The sequence below is a fragment of the Photobacterium aphoticum genome, assembly GCF_001029435.1.
Taxonomy (GTDB): Bacteria; Pseudomonadota; Gammaproteobacteria; order Enterobacterales; family Vibrionaceae; genus Photobacterium; species Photobacterium aphoticum.
On the sequence record NZ_LDOV01000055.1, the window covers coordinates 1 to 1,249 of the forward strand.

At 49.2% G+C, this 1,249-nt stretch carries 1 protein-coding gene; it reads right to left on the reverse strand.

The genetic code is table 11. The features are described 5' to 3' along the window. Positions 1-20 precede the first annotated feature (20 nt). Positions 21-1,154: an ISAs1 family transposase gene (locus ABT58_RS22760; protein ID WP_047876735.1), complete on the reverse strand. Its 1,134-nt coding sequence runs from the start codon at positions 1,152-1,154 to the stop codon at positions 21-23. Between the last annotated feature and the right edge of the window lie 95 nt (positions 1,155-1,249).

Genomic DNA, 1,249 nt, shown 5'->3' on the forward strand with positions numbered 1-1,249 from the left:
CAGGGCGAGAGCATGAATGCTCACTTTTCACCCACTGTATTGAAGCCAGCCAGTAAAACCTTCTCCAGATAGGGACTGCTCATGGCTGCAATCTTTTGTTTACGTCGGATGCTGGCTTTCTTTGAGCTTTCAGCTCGTAGCATGTTCAGAGCCATATGACGCATGCAAGCCATAATTTCGGCGGCATCACCCCGGTAAATCTGACAATCGTCCTCATTCATGGTTGCATCAAGCACCCAATGCAAGCTATTTTCTATGCCCCAATGACCACGAACTGCCGCAGCAAAACGCTCTTTGCTCAGCTCTGCTGAGCTGATGTAATAACGGTACTCCAGCGATTCTTTGCCTAATTTATCAATGCGATAACCAATAGCAACACCAATGCTCGTTAGACCTTTCCAATCGGGAAATTGCGGTGCCAGATCTTTTGCTGGGAGCACATGGTATTCTCTGGCTTCAATGCGCCCATGCTCCTGTTCTATTGCCACATCAGTGGTGACGCTTGCAACGGAAGTCTTCTTTGTCAGCGCCTGACGCACGGCTTTCGCCAGTGTTTCCTGATTGCCTTTAACCGCTAGCAGGTAGTCACCGCCGTTATCAATGATGGCTGAAGCAATGTTTGTCTGGCAGGCGATTGCATCAATTGATACCAGACAGCCTTTGATATCCAGTAATTTAATAAGCTCCGGGATGGCTGTAATTTCATTCGACTTAGCATCGGTTTTCAACTGGCCGATAACCACGCCATTAGCTGTGGCAAATGCACTGACCATGTGAATAGTCGACTGGCGGCTTTCGCGGTCGTAGGAGCCACGCAGGACTTTGCCGTCGATAGCGATAAGCTCGCCCTCAGAGCGCTCAGATATCACTTGCATCCAGTTTGTAAAGCATGCCTGAAACTCTGCTGGGTCAAGACGTGAAACAATACGGGCGATGGTGTCGTGAACAGGCATCCCGTCTTTAAATAGACCTTTTTGCTGGAACCAATCGAGGTGAACTTCACCGAAGTCTTCGATGTCTTCCCAACCCTCGGCGCCGGCGATGATGGCGCATACCGCCAAGAACAGAACATCGAATAATGGGTAGCTGATTTTGGCGGACTGGCGCGGGTCTTTCAGGTCGCCGAAATGCTTAGAAAATGCGTCGATGTTCATGGTTATACTCCTGAAAAAGGGAGTATAAGATCACAACTCGATCAGCAGGTCAAATCTGCTGTGATTGGTCAGAAAATGTTCGCGATCTCACCCTG